At 67.3% G+C, this 15,765-nt stretch carries 14 protein-coding genes and 1 pseudogene; 9 read left to right on the top strand and 6 right to left on the bottom strand.

The features are described 5' to 3' along the window. Positions 1–197 precede the first annotated feature (197 nt). Positions 198–1,895, top strand: coding sequence for a dihydroxyacetone kinase family protein (locus RCF34_RS21110; protein WP_308709944.1), 1,698 nt, complete (start codon positions 198–200; stop codon positions 1,893–1,895). On the opposite strand, the gene RCF34_RS21115 is transcribed toward RCF34_RS21110, so the two are convergent. Beyond that, entirely contained in the window at positions 1,885–2,544 is a 660-nt protein-coding gene (locus RCF34_RS21115) for a DUF2238 domain-containing protein (protein WP_308709945.1), read from the bottom strand. The two genes, RCF34_RS21110 and RCF34_RS21115, sit on opposite strands and share 11 nt — an antisense overlap. Positions 2,545–2,745: 201 nt before the next feature. Between RCF34_RS21115 and RCF34_RS21120 the strand changes: the two genes are divergently transcribed. Continuing rightward, entirely contained in the window at positions 2,746–4,008 is a 1,263-nt protein-coding gene (locus RCF34_RS21120) for a cytochrome P450 (RefSeq protein ID WP_308709946.1), read from the top strand. 8 nt (positions 4,009–4,016) lie between these two features. Here the strand turns inward: RCF34_RS21120 and RCF34_RS21125 are convergent, their stop codons facing one another. From RCF34_RS21125 to speB, 3 genes are all read right to left on the bottom strand, one after another. Further along, positions 4,017–5,396 carry a sodium:solute symporter gene (locus RCF34_RS21125; RefSeq protein ID WP_308709947.1) on the bottom strand — a complete coding sequence of 460 codons (1,380 nt, stop codon included), beginning with the start codon at positions 5,394–5,396 and terminating at the stop codon, positions 4,017–4,019. A 62-nt stretch (positions 5,397–5,458) separates the two neighbouring features. Continuing rightward, positions 5,459–6,964 carry a cytosine permease gene (locus RCF34_RS21130; protein ID WP_308709948.1) on the bottom strand — a complete coding sequence of 502 codons (1,506 nt, stop codon included), beginning with the start codon at positions 6,962–6,964 and terminating at the stop codon, positions 5,459–5,461. Between the two features lie 295 nt (positions 6,965–7,259). Continuing rightward, the gene (gene speB, locus RCF34_RS21135) at positions 7,260–8,210 is read right to left on the bottom strand and encodes an agmatinase (protein WP_308709949.1); all 951 of its coding nucleotides are present in this window, start codon (positions 8,208–8,210) and stop codon (positions 7,260–7,262) included. A gap of 135 nt (positions 8,211–8,345) precedes the next feature. Between speB and RCF34_RS21140 the strand changes: the two genes are divergently transcribed. From RCF34_RS21140 to RCF34_RS21155, 5 genes and pseudogenes are all read left to right on the top strand, one after another. Further along, positions 8,346–9,245, top strand: a complete 900-nt coding sequence (locus RCF34_RS21140; RefSeq protein ID WP_308709950.1) for a LysR family transcriptional regulator — start codon at positions 8,346–8,348, stop codon at positions 9,243–9,245. A 107-nt stretch (positions 9,246–9,352) separates the two neighbouring features. Continuing rightward, positions 9,353–9,679 (top strand): annotated as a pseudogene (locus RCF34_RS23205) (PAS domain-containing protein); the annotation flags it as partial. Continuing rightward, positions 9,674–10,918 carry a methyl-accepting chemotaxis protein gene (locus RCF34_RS21145; protein WP_374941226.1) on the top strand — a complete coding sequence of 415 codons (1,245 nt, stop codon included), beginning with the start codon at positions 9,674–9,676 and terminating at the stop codon, positions 10,916–10,918. The pseudogene RCF34_RS23205 and the gene RCF34_RS21145, both read left to right, overlap by 6 nt. 61 nt (positions 10,919–10,979) lie before the next feature. Further along, complete coding sequence (locus RCF34_RS21150; RefSeq protein ID WP_308709952.1) at positions 10,980–11,591, top strand: tRNA-uridine aminocarboxypropyltransferase; 612 nt, start codon at positions 10,980–10,982, stop codon at positions 11,589–11,591. A gap of 57 nt (positions 11,592–11,648) precedes the next feature. Beyond that, positions 11,649–11,825: a hypothetical protein gene (locus tag RCF34_RS21155; protein WP_308709953.1), complete on the top strand. Its 177-nt coding sequence runs from the start codon at positions 11,649–11,651 to the stop codon at positions 11,823–11,825. A gap of 68 nt (positions 11,826–11,893) precedes the next feature. On the opposite strand, the gene RCF34_RS21160 is transcribed toward RCF34_RS21155, so the two are convergent. Further along, on the bottom strand, positions 11,894–12,292 hold the full coding sequence (locus RCF34_RS21160) for a YbaN family protein (protein WP_308709954.1): 399 nt from the start codon (positions 12,290–12,292) through the stop codon (positions 11,894–11,896). Positions 12,293–12,295: 3 nt separating this feature from the next. Then, positions 12,296–12,880 carry a YecA family protein gene (locus RCF34_RS21165; protein WP_308709955.1) on the bottom strand — a complete coding sequence of 195 codons (585 nt, stop codon included), beginning with the start codon at positions 12,878–12,880 and terminating at the stop codon, positions 12,296–12,298. 162 nt (positions 12,881–13,042) lie between these two features. Here RCF34_RS21165 and recQ point away from each other — a divergent pair, with 162 nt between their 5' ends. Together recQ and RCF34_RS21175 are read left to right on the top strand one after the other, a co-directional pair. Continuing rightward, positions 13,043–15,181, top strand: coding sequence for a DNA helicase RecQ (gene recQ / locus RCF34_RS21170; protein ID WP_308709956.1), 2,139 nt, complete (start codon positions 13,043–13,045; stop codon positions 15,179–15,181). 73 nt (positions 15,182–15,254) lie between these two features. Further along, positions 15,255–15,692 carry a MarR family transcriptional regulator gene (locus tag RCF34_RS21175; protein WP_007162293.1) on the top strand — a complete coding sequence of 146 codons (438 nt, stop codon included), beginning with the start codon at positions 15,255–15,257 and terminating at the stop codon, positions 15,690–15,692. Positions 15,693–15,765 lie beyond the last annotated feature (73 nt).

A 15,765-nucleotide genomic window follows, 5' to 3' on the forward strand; every position in this document is an offset into this window, starting at 1 on the left:
GAGCGCTCGCAGGAGAGCGGCTGGCTAACAGCGTGAGACATCCCGGTCGTGAAAAGCTTCCCAGGCCAACGATAGCCTGCCGCCCCGGTCCGGCGGAAGGCCGCTGCGCCTGGCCAAGTGAAGCGTTCAGGCCGCTGCCAGGCAGTGGCGGGAGCCCGTGCCATACTGCGGCGACCTCTCGCCCTCAGGAGTCCCCGATGAAGAAGCTGATCAATAGCCCCACCACGGTGGTTCGCGAACTGCTCGAAGGTCTCGTCAGCCTGGATCCCGGCCTGGCCCTGCTGGCCGAGGAGCAGGTCATCCTGCGCCAGCCCCTGGCCTCTGTGGGCGATCGCCCGGTAGCGGTGATTTCCGGCGGCGGCAGCGGCCACGAACCGGCCCATGCCGGCTATGTCGGCGAGGGCATGCTGAGCGCGGCGGTGGCGGGAGACGTCTTCACCTCGCCCAGCGTGGATGCCGTGCTGGCCGCCATCCGTGCCGCGGCCGGTCCTGCCGGCGCCCTGCTGGTGGTCAAGAACTACACCGGCGACCGTCTCAACTTCGGCCTGGCCGCCGAACTGGCGCGCAGCGAAGGCATCCCGGTCGAGACGGTGCTGGTGGCGGACGATGCGGCTCTGCGGCACACCGTAGCGCCGGAAAAGCGCCGGGGCATCGCGGGTACCGTGCTGATCCACAAGCTCGCGGGCGCCGCGGCCGCTGCCGGACGACCCCTGGCCGAGGTGGCCGGCCTGGCCCGCGCCGCGAGCGCCGAGCTGCGCAGCATGGGTGTCGCCCTGGGCGCCTGTACGGTGCCGGCGGTGGGGCATCCGGGTTTCCAGTTGGCGGACGACGAGGTGGAGTGGGGCCTCGGCATCCATGGCGAGCAGGGCGTCGAGCGCGGTCCCCGGCTGGGCGCCGACGCCACCGTGGGGCGGCTGCTGGATACCCTCATCGAAGACGGCGGCTATCCAGCGGGCACGCGCCTGGTGCTGCTGGTCAATGGCCTGGGCGCGACGCCGCCGCTGGAACTCGCCCTGGTAGCGCGGGCGGCGCTGATCCAGTTGCGCCAGCGGAACCTGGTGGTGGAACGCGCCTGGACCGGCACCTTCCTCAGCGCCCTGGACATGCCCGGCTGTTCGCTGTCGCTGTTGCCGGTAGACGAGGCGCGCCTGGCGCTGCTCGATGCGCCGACCCAGGCCCGCGCCTGGCCGGGCTGCGGCCAGGTCCCGGCTGCGCCCACCCTGCTGCCCGCACCCGCGGCGGCAGCCGAAACAACTCCCCATACCCCCGGCCCCCTGGCAGAGCGTCTGCAGGCGGCTGCCGCTGCGATCATCGCCAGCCTGCTGGCCAACGAAGCCCGCCTCACCGATCTGGACAGTCGCGCCGGTGATGGCGACCTGGGCACCAGCCTGGCTCGTGGCGCTAAAGCGATGCGCGCCTTGCCCGCCAGTGCCTGGTACACCCCGGCCAGCGCCCTGGCAGCCATCGGTCAGGCACTGCGCCGAGCCATCGGCGGCAGCTCCGGACCCTTCTACGCCTGCGCACTGGTCCGCGCCGCCCAGGTGCTGGACGGGGTGGAGCGACCCACGCTGGCCCAATGGGCCGAGGCCCTGGATGGCGGCGTCCAGGCGCTGGCCGAACTGGGTGGCGCCCAGCCGGGCCAGCGCACCATGCTCGATGCCTTGCGCCCGGCCGCGGATGCCCTGCTGGCCGGTGCCCAGGCGGGCGCCAGCCCGACGCAGTCCTTTGCCACAGCCCTCGCCGCCGCTCGCCAGGGCGCCGCGGCCACCGCCGGGATGCTGCCAGCCCAGGGCCGCGCCAGCTACCTGGGGGAGCGCGCCCGCGGCATTCCCGATGGCGGCGCCGTGGCGGTGGTCTGCTGGCTGGAAGCCCTGGAACCCGTGATCACCTGCTAGGCCGAGAAACGCCCTGGCCGGTCCCGCGGCGACCGGGCCAGCCATGGCGGCAGATCAGCGAGAGCAGGGCGCCGAGAAAGGCCAGGGCCATATCCTTTTGCGCATCCCAGGGATCGCCCTGGGCGCCGACGAAGGCTTCGGCGGCAGCGCCCGCCAGCAGGTCGGCGCCCAGCCATTCCATCAGCTCGTAGCCGGCCGAGGAGGCCAGCACGAATTCCAGGGCCACATAGGCGCTCCGCCAGCCGCGCAGTCCGGTCAGGCCCTGGACCACCTCGCGAACGGGGCGCGCCAGCAGCAGGCCATAGGCGAAATGCACCAGCCGGTCGTAGTGATTGCGTCCCAGGCCCAGCGCCTCGTCCAGGCGAACACCGGTCAGCGCCTGCCAGGCCTCGTCGTAGGGCACCTGGGAATAGGTGTAGTGAGCGCCGACCTGGTGCAGCAGCAGAAAGCCGCAGAGTTGCAGGCTGGCGCTGGCCGACAGCCCGCTGCGCCGCTGTACGAGGGCGGCGCCCACCAGCGCAGCGAGCACCAGCAGTTGCTCTATCATCCAGGTCAGACGGTCGAAGGGTGCCCAGCCGAGCGTCAGGGTCATTAGCGCCAGCATCAGCAGCAGGGCGAGTTGCAGACGAGAGCAGCGAAGGGTGTTCAAGCACGGGCGCCTTGTGCGGAAAGCGGAGCATCGCGACGGCGATCCCAGCAGCATGGACCGGTCTTCGGGCGCTGCCGTTCGAGCGCAGCGGCCCGGTGTCGGCGCGGTTTCGCTGGCAAAAACCGCAAGCGCGACGGAGGCACCGGCGGCGCTTGCCAGCGGTCCCACGAGCAGGTCTATCCGCTACCCTGGAGCCCTCCAATGTCCATCCTGCCCAAGCTCCCGGCCTTCGATTCGAGCCTGGCACTGCGGCGCGAAGGCTATGCCTTCATCAGCAATCGCTGTGAACGCCTGGAAAGCGATGTCTTCGCCACACGCCTGCTCCTGCGGCCCACCCTCTGCCTGCGCGGCCCGGCGGCGGTCGAGCTGTTCTATCGTGAAGAGCGCTTCAGTCGGGTGGATGCTGCGCCTCGTCAGCTGCGCAAGACGCTCTTCGGCGAAGGCGGCGTCCAGGGCCTGGACGGCACCGCCCATCGCCTGCGCAAGGCGGTGTTCCTCGACATCACCCGGTCGACGCGGGTGGAAGCCTTGATCACCCGGGTGGAGCAGGAGTGGCGCGCCAGACTGGCCAACTGGCAGAGCCGCGGCGAGATCGTGTTGCTGGACGAATTGCATCGCCTCTATACCCGCGCGGTCTGTGACTGGGCCGGTGTCGCACTGGGCATTGAGGATGAAGGGCAACGCTGTTCCGAGCTGGTCGCCCTGATCGAGGGAAGCGGCCGCGTGGGTCTGACCAACCTGGGCGCCCGCCGCGCTCGACAGCGGCTGGAGCTCTGGCTCGGTCGCCAGGTCGAGCAGGCCCGCCGGCAGCCGGCGCCTGCCGGCAGCGCCCTGGCGCTGATCGCGCAGCACCGCGAGGTGGACGGCCAGCTGCTGTCGCCGCGGGTGGCGGCGGTGGAGCTGCTCAATGTGCTGCGGCCGACGGTGGCCGTGGCGCGCTTTTCCACCTTCGCCGCCCTGGCGCTGTACAAGCAACCGGCCTGGCGTGAACGGCTGAGAGCCGATCCCGCCGCCCGGGTGCCCTTCGCCCAGGAGGTGCGCCGCTTCTATGCCTTCTTTCCCTTCACCGTGGCGCGGGTGCGGGAAACCTTCGAATGGCACGGCGTCACCTTTCTTCGCGGTACGCGGGTCTTGCTGGATCTCTATGGCACCAATCGCGATCCGCGCAGCTGGGAGCGTCCCGAGGTGTTCGATCCCACGCGCTTTCTCATGGAACAGGCACCAGAGGCCGCCTTCGTGCCCCAGGGCGGCGGTGAAGTGGCCCATCAGCACCGCTGTCCGGGCGAGGGCATCGCCTTGGAACTCATGACCTCCGCCCTGCGCCTCCTGCTACAGGACATGACCTATCAGGTGCCGACCCAAGACCTGCGCATCGACCTGGCCCGGATGCCGATGCGCCCGGTCAGCGGCCTGATCCTGAGCGAGGTTCATGCGGTGCAGCGGACCCGCAGTTCGGTCAGCTAGGCGGGCGATCAGGCGGCCCGCGGCGCTACCTGAGGGCGCGTCGTGAGCAGACTCACCAGCGTGAAGCTGGCCAGGCTCAGGCCGAGGCTGAAGTAGATCGGTGTATTGGCCTCCAGGCCGTCCTTGAGCATGAAGACGATGGCCGCCCCGGAACCCAGCAGCATACTGGCCAGGGCGCCCGCCGTGGTGGCGCGCGGCCAGAGGATCGCCCCCAGCAGTGGCACCAGGATGCCACCCACCAGCAGGTTGTACGCCAAGGTCAGGGCGCCGATGACGTCATTTACCAGCAGGGCGATGGCGAGCACGGCAAGACCAGTGAGCAGGGTGAACAACCGGGCCATGCCCAGGGTCGAGGCCTGGCCGCCGCGCAGTCGCGGCAGGAGGTCCTCGGTCAGGGTGGTGGCGGCCGCCAGCAGGCCGGCACTGGCAGTGGACATCATGGCGGCCAGGGCAGCGGCGATCACCAGGCCGCGGATACCGTCCGGCAAGGCACTGCGGACGATGGCGGCGAAGGCGTTGTTGGCGTCGGCGAGGTCCGGCAGCAGCACCCGGGCACACATGCCGATCAGCGCGCCCACCAAGCCGTAGATCACGCAATAGACGCCGGCCAGGCTGCCCGCCACGCGCGCCACGCCCTCGCTGCGGGCGGTGAAGACCCGCTGCCAGATGTCCTGGCCGATGAGGATGCCGAAGAAGTAGATCAGGAAGTAGGTGAAGATGGTGTCGTAGCCGAGGGAGGTCAGGGCGAAGGCACTGGCCGGCAGCGTGGCCGCCAGGGCATCCCAGCCACCGACCCGGGTCAGGCAGATCGGCAGCAGCACGAACATCAGGCCTGCGGTCTTGATGACGAACTGGACGATGTCGGTCAGCGTCAGCGACCACATGCCGCCGATGCTGGAATAGATCACCACCACACTCCCACCGAGCAGGATGGCGCTCCAGAAGGGCAGCTCGAACAGCACCTGGATCACCGTGCCCATGGCCAGCACCGAGACCACGCTCAGCATCAGCGCATAGACGAACATGATGGCGGCGCTGGCCTGGCGGGCGAGGGGCGTATAGCGCCGTTCCAGCACTTGCGTCACGGTGTAGATGCGCAACTTCAGCAGGGGTTTGGCGAGAAACAGATTGAGCACCAGGATGCCACCACCCAGCATGGCGCACAGCCAGAAACCGGACAGCCCGTGGACGTAGCCGAGGCGTACCGTGCCCACGGTGGCGGCGCCACCCAGCACCGTGGCGGCCATGGTGCCCAGGTAGCAGGCCGGGCCGAGGTTGCGACCGGCGACGAGGAATTCTTCCTGACTGCGGGCGCGGCGCATGCCGTACCAGCCGAGCAGCAGCATGGCCAGGGCGTAGGCCAGGACGACGGAAATATCCAGGATCATGACGGAATCTCTTGCAGGACTAGACAGGGCCGGGCGCACCGACCCGTGACAGGGTTCAGGTATCAGGCGGCGCGGATGCCGGTAAGCGAGGTGCGGGCACGACTGCGTCTGGGGCGCCGCGGGCCGGCCGGCCCATAGACGGCAGCCGGTTCCGGGAACAGCAGGAGCAGCAGCAGATAGAGCAGGGCGGCGCTGCCCAGGGCCAGCGGCAGGCTCAGGTCGATGCCGCCCGCCAGCTCACCCAGGGGCCCCACGAACTGACCGGGCAGATTGACGAAGGCGAGGCCGAGCAGGGCGCTGGGAATCCAGGCGCCCATGCCGCGCCAGTTCCAGCCATGGTGGAACCAGTAGCGGCCACCCTGCTCGCCGCGGGTGAACACCTGCAGGTCGTCCGGGCAATAGAAGCCCCGGCGGACCACTAGCCCGAGGATCATGATCACCATCCAGGGGCTGGTGCAGGTCACGATCAGCACGGCGAAGGTGGAGACGCTCTGCACCAGATTGAAGCTGAAGCGCCCGATGAAGATGAAGGCGATGGCCGCCAGGCCGATCAGCAGGGTCGCCCGCACCCGGGTCAGTAGCCGGGGCAGCACGCTGGAGAGATCCAGGCCGGTGCCATAGAGCGCCGTGGTGCCGGTGGACAGGCCACCGATGATCGCCAGCAGGCACACCGGCAGGAAGTACCAGGTGGGGGCGATGGCCAGCAGGCCGCCCACATAGTTGTTTTGCGCGATATAGTCGGGAGCCCTGGTCGCGACCAGCGAGGCGGTGGCCAGGCCGAACAGGAAGGGAATCAGGGTGGCGGCCTGGGCCGCGATCACCGCCAGCAGGATGCGCCAGCGCGGTGTCTGCCGTGGAATGTAGCGCGACCAGTCGCCGAGAAAGGCGCCGAAGGACACCGGGTTGCTCATGGCCACCAGGGCTGCACCGACGAAGGCCGCCCAGAAGCCCGGCTGACCCGGTTGCAGGGTGCCGGCGTAACCGGCGTCGAAGCCGCCGGCGAAGGCCGGGATACCGAGCAGGAACAGCAGGCTGGCACTGACCACGGCGATCTTGTTGACCCACAGCATGAAGCGAAAGCCATAGAGGCAGACCGTCAGCACCAGCACGGCGAACAGCCCGTAGGCCAGCCCCAGGCTGAGGGCGTTTTCCGGCAGTCCGACCAGGCGCTGCGCGCCGCCCACCAGGGCGTCGCCGGAACTCCATACCGAGAGCGAAAAGAAGGCGATGGCGGTCAGCAGCGAAAGAAAGGAACCGACGATACGACCGTGGACCCCGAAATGGGCACCGGAGGAGACGGCGTTGTTGGTGCCGTTCAGCGCGCCGAACAGTCCCATGGGCGCCAGGATCAGGGCGCCACACAGGACCCCGGTCGCGATGGCCAGTACCCCGGCCTCGAAGGACAGCCCGAACAGGATCGGAAAGCTACCGAGCACGGCGGTGGCGAAGGTGTTGGCCCCGCCGAAGATCAGGCGGAACAGATCGAAGGGGGTGGCCTGGCGTTCGTGGTCGGGAATCTGCTCGACGCCGAAGGTTTCGATACGGGTGATGCCGTCATGATGGTCCATGGATGACGCCTCGACACGGTTATACGCAGGCTGGACCCGCGTTCTTGTTGTCGGCGGGCCAGGTGGCCCACCGGTGTTCGGCAGCGAAAAGACAGCGGGTGGGCGACCATCATGGCGGGTCGCCGCACCTCAGAGCCTGTTCAACGTCTGCTGCGCGTCGGCCAAACGGCGTTGGAAAGACCTTCGGGATGCGCATTTACCCCTCGCAAGCTCGTGCGCGAGTCCGATCCGCTTCCTCAGGTCTTTTCGCCCTGTTTGGCTCTAGCTCGCGAGCCTTTGAACCGGCTCTTGGAACTCAGCGGTAGGCCACCCCCGGCAGCACGCAGAGCATTTCGTAGAGCAGATTGGCACCGAGCAGCGCGGTATTGCCGGTGGTGTCATAGGGCGGCGAGACCTCGACCAGGTCGCAGCCCACCAGGTCGAGGCCCTGGCAGCCGCGGATGATCTCCAGTGCCTGGATGGTGGTCAGGCCGCCGATCTCCGGGGTGCCGGTCCCCGGTGCCCAGGCCGGGTCGATGCTGTCGATGTCGTAGGACAGATACACCGGTCCGCCCCCGACCCGCTCGCGCACCTCGGCCATCAGCGGCGTCAGCGATCTGTGCCAGCATTCCTCGGCCTGGACCACCCGAAAGCCCTGCTCGCGACACCAGTCGAAATCGTCGGCGGCGTAGCCCTGGGCGCGCAGGCCGATCTGCACCACCCGGTCGCAGTCGAGCAGGCCTTCCTCCACGGCGCGGCGGAAGGTGGTGCCATGGGCGATCTTCTCGCCGAACATGTGCTCGTTGACATCGGCGTGGGCATCCACGTGCACCAGGCCGATCTTGCCGTACTTCTTCTTCATGGCGCGCAGGATCGGCAAGGTGAGGGTGTGATCGCCGCCCAGGGTGAGGGGGATGACATCGTGTTCCAGCACCCGGTCGTAATGCTCCTCGATCAGCCGCACCGTATCGAGCAGGTTGAAGGTGTTGATGGCGACGTCGCCCAGGTCGGCGACACTCAGGGAATCGAAGGGCGCCGCGCCGGTGGCCATGTTGTACGGCCGGATCATCACCGATTCGCTGCGCAGCTGCCGCGGACCGAAGCGGGTGCCGGAACGCAGCGAGGTACCGATATCCAGCGGGATGCCGATGAAGGCGGCGTCGAGGCCACGGGCAGAAGCGAGGTGGGGCAGTCGCAGCATGCTGGCGATGCCGCCAAAACGGGGCATCTCGTTGCCGCCCAGCGGCTGGTGCAGGATCTTTTCCACGGGTCATCCTCGTTGTGCTGATGGCTCGATTGTGCAAAGCCGCCGTCAACCGAAGAATCGGCCCGGGCAAAAAATCACTTCAGAGATTTCTGAACTAATGGCTAGACTGCCGGGCCGCGTCCACGGGAGTCCGCCATGGCCAATGCCCTCCACGACATCCGCCTGCTCAAGCTGTTCGCCTGCGTGGTACGCCACCAGGGGTTCGCCGCGGCGCAGCAGGAACTGAACCTGTCCACCTCGGCCATCAGCACCTACATGAGCCAGTTGGAAGGCCAACTCGGCGTGACCCTCTGTCATCGCGGTCGGGGCGGCTTCGCCCTGACCAGCAAGGGTGAACTCTTCCATCAGGAAACCCTGCGCATCCTGGGCGAGATCGAGGGCTTCGAACGCTACGCCACCACCCTCAAGGGCGAATTGAGCGGCACCCTCAACCTCGGCGTGCTGGATTCGCTGTCCAGCGAACCGGCATTGCCGCTGGCCAAGGTGATCGGCCGCTATACCCATGACTATCCCGGCGTGCACCTGCACCTGGCCGTGACCAGCCCCTATGAATTGCAGCTCGGCGTGCTGGAGGGTCGCTTGGATCTGGCGGTAGGTGCCTTTTCCGCGCGGATGAACGGGGTGGTCTATCAGCCGCTGTATCGCGAGCAGCACTGGCTCTATTGCAGTGATCGCCATCCGCTGTTCCAGGAGCGGCGCATTCCCGCCGAGGTGATCACCCGGCAGCGGATGGTGCGGCGCGGCTACTGGAGTCAGGCCGAGCTGGCGCGCCATGGCTTCAAGGAAAGCGCCGCCACCGTGGAAAGCATGGAGGCGCAGCTGATCCTGATCCTCTCGGGCGCCTATATCGGCTATCTCCCGGAGCACTATGTCCACGCCTGGGTCGACCAGGGCCGGCTCAAGGCGCTGCAGCCGGCCACCTTCGGCTATCAGGCGCCGTTCTCCCTCATAAGCCGCCGAGGGCGCGGCAGAGAGCCGCTTATCCAGAGTTTTCAGCGCATCCTTAAAGCCCAGATGCAACATGCCGATAGTTAGTAGGACGATAACCAAATGGTTACCGTTGTCGCCTGTGCAGGCAGTTGGCCACTATTGAACTGGTTGATGTCGCACAGAGTAGATAACCCGCTAGATAAGGCACCCGCATGCGCACGAATTTGCCGGTCACCCAGCAAGGCCGTACCTTCAAGGATGAAGAACGACTCATCTCCACCACTGACCTGCAGGGGAACATCACCTACTGCAACGAGGCCTTCATCGCCATCAGTGGCTATACCCGGGAGGAGCTGATCGGCAGTCCGCACAATCTGGTGCGTCATCCCGACATGCCGCCGCCGGTGTTCGGCCACATGTGGGCGACCCTCAAGGAAGGCAAGCCGTGGATGGGCATCGTCAAGAATCGCTGCAAGAACGGCGATTTCTACTGGGTGAGCGCCTATGTCACCCCGATCCTCGAACAGGGCCGGATGATCGGCTACGAATCCGTGCGTTCGCTGCCCAGCGCCAGCGAAGTCCGTCGCGCCGGCGAACTCTATGCCCGCATCAATGCCGGCAAGGCGCCCGTGCCCGTGACTCGACGCCTGGGCAGCGCCATCGCCGCCTGCTGGTCGACGGTGGCGGCCACCGGAGTGATCCTGAGCGGCCACTTCCTGCTCGATGACACCCCTCAGGCGGTCCTCATCGTCGCGGCGCTGCTGGGTATCAGCGTCCATCAGCTCTATCGCCAGCGCGCCAGCATCGAGCGCATCCTCGCCGCTCATCCGAAGATGTTTTCCAGCGCCGTTGTGGCCCCGACCTACAGCGACCAGTGCGGCGCCCCGGCGCGCCTGGATCTGGCGCTGCACAGCGAAGCCGCGCGGCTGCAGACGGCCCTGACCCGCCTGGCCGATGTCGGCGACAGCGTGCGCGTCAAGGCGCGCGAATCCTCCCAGCTGGCCCAGTCCGAGGCCGAATTGCTGGATCAGCAGCGCCACGAGACCGACCAGTCCGCCGCCGCCATCACCCAGATGACCTCCACCATCCATGAGGTCTCGCAAAACGTCCAGGAGACCGCCCAGGCCGCCGCCAATGCCGAGAGCCTGGTGCATTCCGGGCGTGACAAGGCCGAAGAGAGCCTGACCTCCATGCGCGAACTCGGTACGGCGGTCAGCGACATCGGTCAGGCGGTGGGCGAGCTGGCCAATTCGACCCAGAGCATCGGCAGCGTCGCCGACGTCATCACCGCCATCGCCGAACAGACCAACCTGCTGGCGCTCAACGCCGCCATCGAGGCCGCCCGTGCCGGTGAGGCGGGTCGTGGTTTCGCCGTGGTGGCCGATGAGGTCCGCTCGCTGGCCTCGCGCACCCGTGAATCCACCGAACAGATCCACCAGATCATCGCCAATCTGCAGGCCAATGCCGACCGCGCCGTGGCCACCGCCAGTCGTGGCGAAGAGACCTCGCGCCAGAGCGAGCGCCACTCGGCAGCGGTACGCGAATCCCTGGAAGGCATCAGTGCGTCGGTCAGCCTCATCACCGCCATGAGCCAGCAGATGGCCACCGCGGTGGAAGAGCAGAGTCACGTCTCCGAAGACATCAATCGCCAGCTCAGCCGCATCGCCGATCTCTCCGATCACAGTTCCGCCCAGGCCCGTCGCGGCTCGGAGCTGAGTCGCGAACTGGAAGGCATGGCCGACTACCTGCACGACCTCACCGCCCGCTTCAATCGCTAAGGCCGGGTAGGGCGGCGGCGATCCGGTATGATCGCCGCCCCGATTCGCTGCGGAAGCCCTGATGTCCCGTCCCGCCTGCGCACGCTGCCAGCGTCCCCTGTGGCTCTGCCTGTGCGCGCTGATCCCCTCACTGGCCAATCGTACCCGGGTGCTGTTGCTGCAGCACCCCAGCGAACGGCGCCATCCCCTCAATACGGCACGCCTGGCCGCCCTGGGGCTCGGCAATGCGCAGCTGGAGATTGGCGAGACCTTTCCCGACCTGCCGCTCTGGCTCGCCGATCATGACGCCTGGCTGCTGTTTCCCGGACCCGAGGCGATCACGGTCGATCTGTTGCCGCCCGCTGCCGAGTCCGAAGCGCCACGGCTGCTGGTGATTCCCGACGGCACCTGGCGCAAGGCGCGGTTGCTGCTGCACGCCAATCCGCTGCTGGCGGCCTTGCCCAGGCTCACCCTGCCGCCCGGGGCACCCTCGCGCTACCGGGTGCGCAAGGCCCCGGTGCCGGATGCGCTGTCGACCGTGGAGGCCGTGGTCGCGGCGTTGAATGCGCTGGAGGCTCCACGCCGCTTCGATGCCCTGCTGGCGCCTTTCGAGGCGCTGATCGACGGCCAGATCGCCGCCATGGGGCCGGAAACCTTCGCACGCAATCATGGCGGGGCAGAGCCGGGGGACTGAGGGAATTACCCAGGTGCCGGACCACTCTACCTAGAGAGTCAGCAGAGGAGTCACCCCATGTCCAGCTTCCCGATCCGCCAGCCCGACCCATTCGCCCGCCTTGTCGCCCTCGCCATGCCCCGTGCCGGCGGCGAACCCGATCAGCCCGATCCGGCGCCCGTCCAGCCCAGCGAACCGGGCGAGCCCACCGTCCCCGATCAGGCGCCGCCGACCCCCATGGCCAGCGCCGCCTGAGCGCCGCTGCGTCTCCCATGAAAAAGGGCGATCATCACTGATCGCCCTTTTTCATGTCGGTCGCTTGGCTAGCGCCGGGTCTTCTGCCGGAGCAGGTAGACCGTCACCGCCGCGCAACTGGTGAAGGCCGCCACCCGTGCCCAGAGGTAGGGCACCAGCCAGCAGGAAAACCCCACGCTGACCCACATGGCGACGATGGCGTAGACCTTGCCCTTGAGCGGGATGCCTTCGCCTTCCAGATAGGGCTTGACCCAGGGGCCCAACCATCTGTGATTGATCAGCCACAGGTAGAAGCGCTCCGAACTGCGCATGAAGCAGGCCGCGGCCAGCAGCAGGAAGGGCGTGGTGGGCAGCAGCGGCAGAAAGGCGCCGATGATGCCCAAGGCCACGCTGAGCCAGCCGAGGCCCAGCAGCAGGTAGCGGACCCAGCCCTTGCGCTGGCGAGGTCTGGGAGTGGCCTCGTCCATCGCTCAGTGACGCGGCTTGAGCAGCGCCGGCTTTTCTTCCGGGGAATGGCAGAGCAGGAACAGCTGGGTCAGCAATTCCGGAATCTGTACCATCATGTCGGCGACCAGACGGCGGTCCTGGGCGATCTCGGCGAATTCCGGCTGTTCGTCGAACAGACCCGAACCGACCATGATCGGCAGCAGCAGCTCGCTGACTTCGTCCTCGGCATCTTCGAACCACACGGCTTCGCGCAGGAACACGCCTTCCATGAAGCCAATGCACCAGCCGCGCAGCTCGGAGTCGTCCGGCTCGGGGCCGAGCTCCAGGTCGCAGGGCAGGTCCAGCTCTTCGTCACTGCCCAGCACGCGCAGGATATGCGCCTTGAGCTGCACCAGGGAGCGCTCGATCTCTTCCTGCTGGGCGGCGTCGCGATACTGCGGCGGCTCGGCGAAGAGGGCGTCGATCCACTCGCGTTCGGGAACCTCATCCGGGCAGATGGACAGGGCGGTCAGGTAGCCATGGGCGGCTACGTAGTCGAGCGCTTCTTCGTGCAGATCGTCTGCATCGAGAAAATCGCGCAGACGGGTCAATTGTTCGGCGAAGGACATCGGCTACTTACCTCGGAAAGGATTCGAAAGGGCGCAACGGCCGGAATTGTAGACGAGCGCCCGGGTCACGTCGAACCTGACGGCCAGGGGGCGGCCGACGGAAAAGCACCGCCGCAGCGACCTCGGCATCCGTATAATGGCCTTTCCATTCGAGGAGGCTTCATGTCAGAACCTGCGCTGCGCATCCTTAAAGACGTCTTTGGCTACGACGCGTTCCGTGGCAACCAGGCCCGGATCATCGAGCGCGTGGCCGGCGGTGGCGATGCGCTGGTGCTGATGCCCACGGGCGGGGGCAAGTCGCTCTGCTATCAGGTGCCGGCCCTCATGCGCCCCGGTGTGGCGGTGGTGGTCTCGCCCTTGATTGCATTGATGGACGATCAAGTCGCTACCCTCCTGGAGCTGGGGGTGGCGGCTACCGCGCTCAACTCCACCATGACCGGTGAACAGCAGAGATCCGTCGCCGCGCAACTGGAGCGGGGCGAGATCAAGCTGCTCTATCTGGCACCCGAGCGCCTGGTCCAGCCGCGCATGCTGGATTTCCTCAAGCGCCTGCCGATCGCCCTGTTCGCCATCGACGAAGCCCACTGCGTGTCCCAGTGGGGGCATGACTTCCGTCCGGAATACATGCAGCTCGGTCAGCTGGCCGAACACTTCCCCGACGTGCCGCGCCTGGCGCTCACCGCCACTGCCGATTCCCGTACTCGCGAAGAGATGGCCAGCCGCCTGCACCTGGAGCAGGCCGAGCGCTTTCTCTCCAGCTTCGACCGGCCCAACATCTTCTACCGCATCGTGCCCAAGGAAGCGCCGCGCAAGCAGCTGCTGGCCTTTCTGGCCGAGCGACGCGGCGATGCCGGCATCGTCTACTGCATGTCGCGCAAGAAGGTGGAGGAGGTGGCCGAGCAGCTCAGCAACCAGGGTTTTCCGGCCTTGCCCTATCACGCCGGCCTGCCCAATGACGTGCGCGCCGCCAACCAGAAGCGTTTCCTCAACGAGGAAGGGCTGATCATGGTCGCCACCATCGCCTTCGGCATGGGCATCGACAAGCCCAACGTACGCTTCGTCGCCCACCTCGATCTGCCCAAGAGCCTGGAAGCCTACTACCAGGAAACCGGGCGTGCCGGCCGCGATGGCCTGCCGGCCGACGCCTGGATGGCCTACGGCCTGCAGGACGTGCTCTTGCTGCGACAGATGATGCAGAACTCCGAGGGCGACGAGCGCCACAAGCGCATCGAGCGGCACAAGCTCGAAGCCATGCTGGCGCTGTGCGAGGAAACGCGCTGCCGGCGCCAGGTGCTGCTGGCCTATTTCGACGAACATCTGCCCCAGCCCTGCGGCCATTGCGACAACTGCATCGATACCGTGGAGACCTGGGACGCCACCGAGCCGGCGCGCCAGGCGCTGTCGGCCATCTACCGCAGCGGTCAGCGCTATGGGGTAGGGCACCTGGTCGACATCCTGCTCGGTCGGGAAACCGAAAAGATCGTAAGCCTCGGCCATCAGCGCCTGGCCGTGTTCGGCTTGGGCAAGGCCCGCGGCGAAGACGAGTGGCGCACCCTGTTCCGCCAACTGGTCGCCCGCGGCCTGGCCGAAGTGGATGTCGACGGCTTCGGCGGCCTGCGCCTGACCGAGAGCTGTCGCCCCCTGCTGCGGGGCGAGGTCCGCATCGAATTGCGCCGCGATCCCAAGCCCCAGCGTGGCCGGGGCAGCAGTGGCAGCGGCTCGGCCAGCGCCGCCAGCCAGCTGGTGCGCGCCGCCGAGCGCGAGCTCTGGGAGGTCCTGCGCACCCTGAGACGCAAGCTGGCCGAAGAGCACTCGGTGCCGCCCTATGTGATCTTCCCCGACGCCACCCTGCTGGAGATGCTGCGCAGCCAGCCGCGCTCGCTGGACGAGATGAGCCGCGTCAGCGGTGTGGGTGCGCGCAAGCTGGAGCGCTATGGCCAGGCCTTTCTCGACGCTCTCAATGACGGCGATGCCGCGCCACCGCCGGTGGCCGACGTGCGCCACGAGGTGCTGACCTTGGTACGTGCCGGCATGACGCCCGAGCAGGTGGCGCGGCAGCTCAATTGCTCGGAAAAGAATGTCTATGCACTATTGGCCGAGGCCATCGCCGGACAGCAGATCGCCCTGGAACAGGCCCTGGACCTGCCGGAGGATCTGCTGGCGGAAATCCAGGATGCCTTCCTCGAGGACGAGGGCGAATTACCGCCGGTAGCCCAGATCGCCACGCGCTTCGAAGGCCGGGTGGCGGCTGGCGCGCTGTACTGTGTGCGGGCAGCCCTGCAGGCGGAATTGGCGGACTAGCGAGGCGCGGCGGTTGCCCCGCCATGCCTGTAACCAGAATAATGAGAAAATCCAAGTACAAGGTTTAGCCTGAATGACCCCTACCGATCCACACCTGTTTGGCCGCCAGATCTTCCATGTCTCCCGTGCCTGGCGCGCCGAACTCGACCGGCGCCTGAGTCATCTGGGGCTGTCTCAGGCGCGCTGGCAGGTGTTGCTGAACCTGGCCCGGATGAAGGGCGTCCAGCCCACCCAGCGTGAACTCGCCCAGAGCATCAGCATCGAGGGGCCGACCCTGGCACGGCTGCTGGACGGCCTGGAAAAGCAGGGCCTGGTCAAGCGCCTGGCGGTCACCGAGGACCGTCGCGCCAAGCGCATCATGCTGACCCAGGAAGCGGGTCCTTTGATCGAGAAGATCGAGACCATCGCCGAGGCCCTGCGCAAGGAGTTGCTCAGCGGTCTCGACGATGAAGAGATCGCCATCTGCCAGCAGGTGCACCAGCGCGTCCTCGCCAATCTCGAGCGCGGCTGACCGCCGTCTGGCGGCTGGCTCCACCTGGGTACCTCTATTCGGCGTCGGTACTGGGTCTGGCCGGAGCGTCTGG

The sequence above is a fragment of the Pseudomonas sp. 102515 genome (genome assembly GCF_031085165.1).
Lineage (GTDB): Bacteria > Pseudomonadota > Gammaproteobacteria > Pseudomonadales > Pseudomonadaceae > Chryseomonas.

What these genes read in the sequence shown, in the direction of transcription:
- RCF34_RS21150 (WP_308709952.1), top strand. Translation starts at nt 10,980, where the DNA reads ATGTCCCGTCCCGCCTGCGCACGCTGCCAGCGTCCCCTGTGGCTCTGC.
- RCF34_RS21155 (WP_308709953.1), top strand. Translation starts at nt 11,649, where the DNA reads ATGTCCAGCTTCCCGATCCGCCAGCCCGACCCATTCGCCCGCCTTGTC.
- RCF34_RS21175 (WP_007162293.1), top strand. Translation starts at nt 15,255, where the DNA reads ATGACCCCTACCGATCCACACCTGTTTGGCCGCCAGATCTTCCATGTC.
- RCF34_RS21130 (WP_308709948.1), bottom strand. Translation starts at nt 6,964, where the DNA reads ATGGACCATCATGACGGCATCACCCGTATCGAAACCTTCGGCGTCGAG.
- RCF34_RS21145 (WP_374941226.1), top strand. Translation starts at nt 9,674, where the DNA reads ATGATCGGCTACGAATCCGTGCGTTCGCTGCCCAGCGCCAGCGAAGTC.
- recQ (WP_308709956.1), top strand. Translation starts at nt 13,043, where the DNA reads ATGTCAGAACCTGCGCTGCGCATCCTTAAAGACGTCTTTGGCTACGAC.
- RCF34_RS21110 (WP_308709944.1), top strand. Translation starts at nt 198, where the DNA reads ATGAAGAAGCTGATCAATAGCCCCACCACGGTGGTTCGCGAACTGCTC.
- RCF34_RS21120 (WP_308709946.1), top strand. Translation starts at nt 2,746, where the DNA reads ATGTCCATCCTGCCCAAGCTCCCGGCCTTCGATTCGAGCCTGGCACTG.
- RCF34_RS21140 (WP_308709950.1), top strand. Translation starts at nt 8,346, where the DNA reads ATGGCCAATGCCCTCCACGACATCCGCCTGCTCAAGCTGTTCGCCTGC.
- RCF34_RS21125 (WP_308709947.1), bottom strand. Translation starts at nt 5,396, where the DNA reads ATGATCCTGGATATTTCCGTCGTCCTGGCCTACGCCCTGGCCATGCTG.
- RCF34_RS21165 (WP_308709955.1), bottom strand. Translation starts at nt 12,880, where the DNA reads ATGTCCTTCGCCGAACAATTGACCCGTCTGCGCGATTTTCTCGATGCA.
- RCF34_RS21160 (WP_308709954.1), bottom strand. Translation starts at nt 12,292, where the DNA reads ATGGACGAGGCCACTCCCAGACCTCGCCAGCGCAAGGGCTGGGTCCGC.